We start from the raw sequence: 8,277 nt of genomic DNA, 5'->3' as shown, positions 1-8,277 counted from the left end.
GCATCCGCCGCACCCGGCGCCCAACCCCCCGGCGAACGCGCCCAGTCGGCGAGCACCGCCACCGCGGCGCGCAGCACATCCTCGGGCACCGGCCCGTCCGGGGCCTGCTCGGCGAGCAGCGGCCGCAGCCGGTTGCCCCAGCCGATATCGGACAGCCGGCCGAGCGCCCGCCCGGTCGAGCACTGCTCGCCCGCCGGGATACGCCCCTTGAGCTCGACACCGAGCGCGGCCATCCCCGTGGGCCACATCTTCCGCGGCTCGACCTCCACTCCGGGCCGGTCGAGCTCCTTGGTCGCGCCCTCGAGCGCATCGCCGGACACGGCCGCGTCCACCCAGGGCCCGGCACAGTTGTCGCACCGTCCGCAGGCGGTCGCGCCCTCGTCGTCCAGCTGCCGGCGCAGGAACTCCATCCGGCACATGGAGGTGGTGACGTAATCCCTCATGGCCTGCTGTTCGGCCGCGCGCTGCTTGGCCACCCAGGCGTACCGCTCGGTGTCATAGATCCAGTCGGCGCCGGTGGCGGTCCAGCCGCCCTTCACGCGCCGTACCGCACCGTCCACGTCGAGCACCTTGAGCATGGTCTCGAGCCTGGTGCGCCTGAGGTCCACGGAGGCTTCCAACGCCGGTACGGAGAGCGGGCGGCCGGCCGCGGCCAGGGCCGACAAGGTCTGCCGTACCTGCTGTTCGGGCGGGAAGGCGGTGTCGGCGAAGTACCGCCAGATCGCCTCGTCCTCCTTGCCTGGCAGCAGCAGCACGTCGGCGTGCTCGACACCGCGGCCCGCACGGCCGACCTGCTGGTAGTACGCGATGGGCGAGGACGGCGAGCCCAGGTGGACCACGAAGCCGAGGTCCGGTTTGTCGAAGCCCATGCCGAGCGCCGATGTGGCGACCAGGGCCTTCACACGGTTGTTGAGAAGGTCCTCCTCGGCCTGCAGCCGGTCCGCGTTCTCCGTGCGCCCCGTGTACGAGGACACCGCGAAGCCGCGTGCCCGCAGGAAGGCGGTGGCCTCCTCGGCGGCGGCGACCGTCAGCGCGTAGACGATCCCGGAGCCCTGCAGCTCGTCGAGATGCTCGGCGAGCCAGGCCAGTCGGTGTGCGGCGTCCGGCAGTCGGACCACGCCCAGGCGCAGGCTCTCGCGGTCCAGCGGCCCGCGCAGCACCAGCGCCTCACCGCCCCCGGTGCCCAACTGCTCGGCCACATCGGCCGTCACCCGGGAATTGGCCGTCGCCGTGGTGGCCAGGACCGGGACACCCTCGGGCAGTTCGGCGAGCATCGCGCGCAGCCGGCGGTAGTCGGGGCGGAAATCATGGCCCCAGTCGGAGATGCAGTGCGCCTCGTCGACCACCAGGAGACCGGTGGTGGCGGCGAGGCGGGGCAGCACCTGTTCGCGGAAGTCCACCGAGTTCAGCCGCTCGGGGCTGACCAGGAGCACATCGGTCTCGCCGCGCTCCACCTCACCGTAGATGGCCTCCCACTCCTCCGGATTGGCGGAGTTGATGGTGTGGGCGCGGATACCGGCCCGTGCCGCGGCCTCGACCTGGTTGCGCATCAGCGCGAGCAGCGGCGAGATGATCACCGTCGGTCCCGCGCCGCGCCGCCGCAGGAGCGCGGTCGCCACGAAGTAGACCGCCGACTTGCCCCAGCCGGTGCGCTGCACCACCAGAGCGCGTCTGTGGTCCTTCACCAGGGCCGCGACCGCCTGCCACTGGTCCTCGCGCAGCCGCGCGGAACCGCCCGCGTCGCCCACGAGTTCGGCGAGCACGGCATCGGCTTCGGTGCGCAGGTCCCCGAAGTCCCCGCCCACGGGAGCCGCCGCTTCGGCGCTCAGGTCCACTTCGTCGTCTCGGTGCATCCCCCCATGCAACCGGACACCACTGACATTCGGCGACCTCATCCGGTTTACCTTCGGTAAGCGTCGCTCGGGGCGTTGCCGTACGGCCCTCGGGGAAGGGATATTGACGGCGCACGCGTCGATTTCGGTCAGCAGTGTCAATTGCTCGTTGCCTACCGGCCGATACGGCGGCGAGAATTGGAGCGCTCCCGCACGGCTCGTACGTATCCGGCAGTGCTGTGCCGCGGTGCGCTCCCGCACGTCCGACTTCGCCCGCCTCAGGCGGGCGCGCAGCCGAAGGGAGGACCGTGACCTTCGGATTCACTCCGTCCGCCGATCCGACGAGACTCGCATCCGTGTCACCGCCCGCCGATGCGTCCACTGCGCTGGGGCGGCTGCTCGAGCCCGCCGAGTGGTCCGCCGCCGGTATCCCACTGCTGCGCAATCCGCGCGAGGTCGTTCGAGGCTTGTACGAACGGCACCGACCCACCCGCGAGACCGCCGTGGTCGCCGTGCTCGACCAGGAGGAACGTCTCAAGGCCAGCGCCTCGTTCGCCCGCCGTTCCACCCCGGTGGACGGCTGGGTGTTCCGCAACGCACTGCTCGCCCAGCTGCGCCGGGTGATCCCGCACGATCTGCGCCGCCGTACGCCGGTGCGCACGGCCGTGCTGCTCTACTGCCGGGACGGCGCGGAGGGCTGGACCGAGGAGGACGGCGCCTGGATGTGGGGGCTGCGCGACGCCTGCACCCTGCACGGGCTGCGCTGCGGCGCGTACATCACGCTGACCGCCGGCGGCTGGCAGGTGCTCGGCGAGGGACGCGGCGGCCGGCAGCCGAGCGCCTCCCGGGTGAGCGCGATGAGCACCGTGGCCAACGGGACCGACGCCCCGTATACGGCGAACGGCCACGGCGGCATGGAACTGCTGCGCCGGGCCGCCTCGCTCTGAGCGCCGCCGCACGACGGGGGTCCACCTCAAGGGGTGGGCCCCACTCACCTCGTACGAAAGGGAAAGCAGCCCAAGCACCGAGGCAAGCAGCCCGAAGCGCCGAAGCAAGCAGCCCACAGCCCTCAGCCCACAGCCGCGAGGAAAGCGGCCGAAGCCGCCCGCCCTCAGACTCCCGCGCCCAGCACCGAGTTGATCCGCTGCGGATCGCCGCACACGATCAGCAGCGCACCCGCACGGCCCATCGCCAGCGGCAGCGCGGTCGCGGCCTGGGCGTCCGTGCCGCCGTTGAGCGCGACGACCACCACGGGGCGCACCGCCGCACGGGCGGCGTCGTCGGCCGAGGCGTAGAAGACGTCGTCGCCGGCTTCGTGCTGCGCCCAGTAGGCGGCGTCGCCGAAGCTCAACTCATGGGCGGCCCACGGGTGCTGCTCCCCGGTGGTGAGCACCAGGATGTCGCCGGGCGCGCGGCCCGAGTCGAGCAGCAGGTCCACCGCTTCCTCGGCCGCGTCGAGCGCGCCCTCCACGGAGGCGGGGATCAACTGGATCTGCGGCGCGGACGGCACAGCAGCCGGCGCGGACGGCACAGCAGCCGGCGCGGGCTGCTCAACAGCCGGTCCGGCAGCGGGCGTCGGCGTGGGCTTGGCCGCGTCGCGCGGCGTGCGCTGAACCGGCGGACCCGGCCGGGCGGAGCCGGGACCGGGGCGTCCGGGACGCGGGGCGGCCGCGGGACGCGGACCGGGTACGGGACGAGGGGTCGGCGCAGTGCGGCCGGCGGCCGAAGTGGCGCGGGGACCCTGGACACTCTCGTGAATCTGAGGCTCCTCGGGAAGGAGAGGCATGACTGGATGTCTATCAAACGCCGGCACGAACCGTAACGGCGGGTGGCACATGAGTACGACCGGCAGGGCAACGGGCCGGGCCGGACGCCGCGAGCGGCATGGTGTCAGAAATCGAACCCGAGTTGCCCCTCGATTTCCGGGACCGGGACACCGAGCACGGGGGCGCGGGTCTTCTTGAGGTGCCGCCACTTCGGCAGCGCGTCGAGATACGACCACGAGAGCCGGTGGTGCTCGGTCGGCCCCCGCTCCTCGAGCGCCGCCTTGTGTACGGGGGACGGATAGCCCGCGTTCGCCTCGAAGCCGAACTCGGCGCAGGCCGCGCCCAGTTCGGCCATCATGGCGTCGCGTTCCACCTTGGCGAGCACGGACGCGGCGGCCACGGCCACGCAGGACTGGTCGCCCTTGATGACCGTACGCACCTGCCAGGGCGCGCCCAGATAGTCGTGCTTGCCGTCGAGGATCACCGCGTCGGGCCGTACCGGAAGAGCGTCGAGCGCCCTGACGGCGGCCAGCCGCAGCGCGGCCGTCATCCCCAGGTCGTCGATCTCCTGCGGTGTGGAGTGTCCGAGCGCGTGGGCCGTGACCCAGTCGCCGAGCTCGAGTGCGAGCGCGTCGCGGCGCTTGACGGTGAGCAGCTTGGAGTCGGTGAGGCCTTCGGGCGGCCGGCGCAGACCGGTGATCGCGGCGCAGACCGTGACAGGTCCCGCCCACGCACCGCGTCCGACCTCATCGATACCGGCGATGATCTTCGCGCCGGTCTTCGCCCGGATCGAGCGCTCTACGGTGTGGGTGGGTGCTTCGTACGGCATGGCGATGCCAGCGTACGCCTGCGGGAGGGCGGCAGGACACCCCCGCCCCCGTCGTCACGCCTCGCGGCGCACCAGCGGGACGATCAGATCGTCGATCATGCCGGCGATCTCGGCGGGCGACCATTCGCTTCCGTACACCTTGGCGCGGTACATCATCATCGCGGGAATGGCCTCGCAGACATGATCGTTCAAGGCCGCGGTGCGCACCTCGTTCCGGCGTACGCCCCGGCTGAGCACCTCACGGATCGCCTCGATGGCGGGCTGCATCACACGACCGAAGATCACCGCCTGGAAGCGTTCGGCCACGCTGCCGTCGCATTCGTGAAGCACCGCGCGCAGGGCGAAGCCGGGCCGCGAGTACATCGCGTCACGCATGGCCAGACAGAGCGTCAGGAGGTCCTCGCGGACGCTTCCGGTGTCGGGCGCAGGGGACAGCGGAGGCATGCCCGACTCGAGCGCGTCGGCGACCAGGTCCTCCTTGGAGGGCCAGCGCCGGTACACCGCCGCCTTGCCGGTCTGGGCGCCGGCGGCGACGCCTTCCATGGTCAGCCCGTTCCAGCCGACCTTGCTGAGCTGCTCGAGCGCGGCGTCGAGGATGGCGCGTTCGAGCACGGCTCCGCGGCGCCGCGGAGCCACCACCTGGGGGACACAGGCCTGGGCGGGAGCGGCCGTCCAGCGCGAAGTAGCCATGTTTCTCTCTCCGTTGAGACCGGTCGCGCCGCGCCGGGAGGCAGAGGCGGTGCGTGGGGGCGCACCACGGGGAGTCTCCGCTTCCGGTACTGCGCGGGGTCCTTACAGGATCGCAGGCGCGCGGGTCGCTCGCGACAGGTCGAACGGCACGAATCACTCGCCCTCGGGCATCGGCCCGCGGCCGGTCAAGGAACGCCCAACTCCCCAAGAATTTCCTTGTGTTCAAGATGAACCGCTCGCTAGGGTCGCCTCTAGTGAACGCTGTCGTTCACTAAGACGCCCAGGGGAGCATCAGTGTCACAGTCACACGAGGACATACGCGTCGCGGAACCGGATCCGGTGCCCGGCGCGACCACCGCCAAGTCGCCCCACGCCGGGATAGCCCTGTTCATCATCGCGGCCTGCCAGCTGATGGTCGTCCTCGATGCCACCATCGTGAATATCGCGCTGCCGCACATCCAGGACGCGCTCAAGTTCTCCACCACCGACCTGACCTGGGTCGTCAGCGCCTACACCCTCACGTTCGGCGGCCTGCTGCTGCTCGGCGGGCGCGCGGGCGACATCCTCGGCCGGCGCCGGGTGTTCATGTTCGGCATCCTGCTGTTCACGTTCGCCTCCCTGATCGGCGGCTTCGCGCAGGAGCCCTGGCAGCTGCTCGCGGCGCGCGCCCTGCAGGGCGTCGGCGGTGCGATCGCCTCGCCGACCTCGCTCGCGCTGATCACTTCCACGTTCCCCGAAGGCCCGGAGCGCAACAAGGCGTTCGGTGTGTTCGCCGCGGTCTCCGCAGGTGGCGGTGCGGTCGGTCTGCTGGCCGGCGGCATGCTCACCGAGTGGCTCGACTGGCGCTGGGTGCTCTTCGTCAACGTCCCGATCGGTGTACTGATCGCGGTGCTGACGCCGAAGTACATCCAGGAGTCGGAGCGCCACCCCGGCCGCTTCGACTTCGCCGGCGCGATCACTTCGACGCTGGGCATGGTCGCTCTTGTCTACGGCTTCATCCGCGCGGCCGGCGACGGCTGGAAGGACGGCCTGACGGTGGCCTCGTTCGGCGCGGCCGTCGTGCTCCTCGCGGTCTTCATCTACATCGAGACCAAGGCCAAGGACCCGATCACCCCGCTGAAGATGTTCCGCGACCGCAACCGCTCGGGCACGTATGTGATCATGCTGAGCCTGGCCGCCGCGATGTTCGGCATGTTCTTCTACATCGTGCTCTTCGTTCAGAACGTGCTCGGTGACACCCCCATCGAGGCCGGTCTGAAGTTCCTGCCGGTGACGGTGGCGATCGTGTTCGGCGCGGGTCTGTCACAGGCGCTGCTGCCCAAGCTCGGCCCGAAGCCCTTCATGGTGGTCGGCTCGTCGTTCGTGATCGTGGGGCTCGGCTGGCTGACCCTGATCGACACCAGCAGCTCGTATCTCGGCGGCGTTCTCGGTCCGATGCTGCTCTTCGGCTTCGGCATGGGTCTCAACTTCGTGACGCTGACCCTCACCGCGGTCTCCGGCGTCGCCCAGCACGAGGCGGGCGCGGCCTCCGGTCTGCTCAACGCGACCCAGCAGGTGGGCGGTTCACTCGGCCTCGCGATCCTGACCACCGTCTTCGGCACGGCCAGCCGCGACGAGGCGAAGATCCAGGTCGCCGACTTCATGGCGAACGCGACACCCGAGCAGCAGGCGGCCTTCGCCAAGACCGGGGAACTGCCCAAGGGTTCGCCGTGGGCCAAGGAGATCCTCTCGGAGGGCATCTCCACCGGCTTCATCCCGGCGGTCGCGATGGCGGTCCTCGCGCTGATCACCGCGATCTTCGTGATCAGGGTGCGCAAGAGCGACCTGGACGCCCTCAGCGGGACGTCCACACCGGTGGCTCACTGATCTTCCCGGGTACGGAAAAGGGGCGCCCCTCGCGTGGAGGGGCGCCCCTTCCTGTCGGCACCGCACGTCGCCGCTCAGTACTCCGAGCGGTCCGTACCCGTGTCGATCACATCCAGGTCGTAGCAGTTCACGCCCTCGCGCAGCGGACGCTCCTCGATGATCGAACGCGCCCGGTGCTCCCCGTAACTCATCGCGTACCAGGGCGCCCTGTCCTCGCCCAGCGATTCCATCAGCGGCCTGAGCGCACAGGTGCGGACGGGTTCGGGCAGCTTGTCGAGCGCGGGTACGGCGTCGGCCGAGAGCCCGGACACGTAGTCGACGTCGAACTTCTTGGTGTCCTGGTAGCGCTGGACGTTCTGCTCGGCCACCATCCCGTCCGGCGAGACAAGGCCGAAGACCAGCACACCGCCCGCCGCACTGGCGATCACGGCGCGGGGCAGCCAGCGTGCGCCCCACACCCCGGCCGCCATGATCAGCACGATCACAAGGCCGAGCCAGAGCTCCATGGCGGTGACGGAGATCCTGAGCCTGGTGAGTCCGTACGCGTCGACGTACATCTGCATCCGGCGCAGCGCGGACGCGACGACGATCAGGGTCAGCACGCACAGGGTGCCGAGCACGGCGCGTACCAGGGTGCGGTCGCGCCGCCCGTCGCGCGGCGACCAGCGCAGCGCGAGCGCGATCACGCCGAGGGTGAGCAGAGTGGCGAACAGGAGCTGCCAGAAGCCCTGCCGGGCGTACTCGGAGTAGGTGAGACCGTCCTTCAGAGCCGCCTCGTAGCCGCCGAAGAGCACGGTCAGCTGGATGAGGTTGAAGACGGCGAAGAGGAGGTTCAGGACGACCAGCGGCAGGGCCCATTCGACCCGCCCGCGGGCCCGTCCCGGCGTCACCTCGATCTTGTCCCAGCGCAGCGGGGCCGCAGCCGTGTACGCGGCCGCCACCGCGCCGAGCACGCCGAGCGCGAAGAGCAGGAACCGCACCGGTCCGTCGGACAGGTCGGAGTCCGGAAGCAGACTGCCGAGCAGATCGGCGAACGTGGAGTCCGCTGCGGCGAACAGCCCGCCGAAGACCAGCAGCAGCACGATGGCCACGGCGACGGCGCGCACGATCGGCGCAAGCGAACCGCGCGCGCCGCCGGTGCGCGCACGGACCCCGCGCCAGGCCCAGACCGCGCCGGGCCCCACGGCACCGACCAGACCGAGCGGGTTGAGCAGGACGCCCGGCCAGCGGCGCGTACCGTGCAGCGCGAGCGAGCCGAGGCCGAACGCGGCGGCCACCGCGAGGAACGACGGCC

At 70.9% G+C, this 8,277-nt stretch carries 7 protein-coding genes; 2 read left to right on the top strand and 5 right to left on the bottom strand.

Going from position 1 to position 8,277, the window contains the following annotated elements; translation table 11 throughout:
* On the bottom strand, positions 1-1,853 hold a 1,853-nt coding region (locus ABT367_RS39615), incomplete at its 3' end, for a RecQ family ATP-dependent DNA helicase (RefSeq protein WP_352258599.1).
* Between the two features lie 287 nt (positions 1,854-2,140).
* Here ABT367_RS39615 and ABT367_RS39610 point away from each other — a divergent pair.
* Positions 2,141-2,779: a hypothetical protein gene (locus ABT367_RS39610; RefSeq protein WP_352258597.1), complete on the top strand. Its 639-nt coding sequence runs from the start codon at positions 2,141-2,143 to the stop codon at positions 2,777-2,779.
* 164 nt (positions 2,780-2,943) lie between these two features.
* Here ABT367_RS39610 and ABT367_RS39605 read toward each other — a convergent pair whose 3' ends face one another.
* From ABT367_RS39605 to ABT367_RS39595, 3 genes are all read right to left on the bottom strand, one after another.
* On the bottom strand, positions 2,944-3,618 hold the full coding sequence (locus tag ABT367_RS39605; protein ID WP_352258595.1) for a hypothetical protein: 675 nt from the start codon (positions 3,616-3,618) through the stop codon (positions 2,944-2,946).
* A 104-nt stretch (positions 3,619-3,722) separates the two neighbouring features.
* The gene (locus ABT367_RS39600) at positions 3,723-4,427 is read right to left on the bottom strand and encodes a ribonuclease HII (RefSeq protein ID WP_352258593.1); all 705 of its coding nucleotides are present in this window, start codon (positions 4,425-4,427) and stop codon (positions 3,723-3,725) included.
* Positions 4,428-4,481: 54 nt separating this feature from the next.
* A complete protein-coding gene (locus ABT367_RS39595; RefSeq protein ID WP_352258591.1) occupies positions 4,482-5,117 on the bottom strand; it encodes a TetR/AcrR family transcriptional regulator in 636 nt (211 codons plus the stop codon).
* Between the two features lie 294 nt (positions 5,118-5,411).
* On the opposite strand from ABT367_RS39595, the gene ABT367_RS39590 reads away from it, so the two are divergent.
* Complete coding sequence (locus ABT367_RS39590; RefSeq protein ID WP_434975644.1) at positions 5,412-6,983, top strand: MFS transporter; 1,572 nt, start codon at positions 5,412-5,414, stop codon at positions 6,981-6,983.
* Positions 6,984-7,057: 74 nt separating this feature from the next.
* On the opposite strand, the gene ABT367_RS39585 is transcribed toward ABT367_RS39590, so the two are convergent.
* Positions 7,058-8,277, bottom strand: a 1,220-nt coding sequence (locus ABT367_RS39585; protein WP_352258590.1) for a DUF4153 domain-containing protein, incomplete at its 5' end; no start/stop codon positions are given.

It is taken from the genome of Streptomyces mesophilus, from assembly GCF_040300965.1.
GTDB classification, from domain to species: Bacteria; Actinomycetota; Actinomycetes; order Streptomycetales; family Streptomycetaceae; genus Streptomyces; species Streptomyces mesophilus_A.
The sequence above is the reverse complement of the archived record's forward strand: the minus strand, read 5'-3'. Positions and strand labels throughout refer to the sequence as shown.

Bases quoted from the DNA above. Each gene is read 5' to 3' on its own strand.
- ABT367_RS39600 (WP_352258593.1), bottom strand. From the start codon at position 4,427: ATGCCGTACGAAGCACCCACCCACACCGTAGAGCGCTCGATCCGGGCG.
- ABT367_RS39595 (WP_352258591.1), bottom strand. From the start codon at position 5,117: ATGGCTACTTCGCGCTGGACGGCCGCTCCCGCCCAGGCCTGTGTCCCC.
- ABT367_RS39605 (WP_352258595.1), bottom strand. From the start codon at position 3,618: ATGCCTCTCCTTCCCGAGGAGCCTCAGATTCACGAGAGTGTCCAGGGT.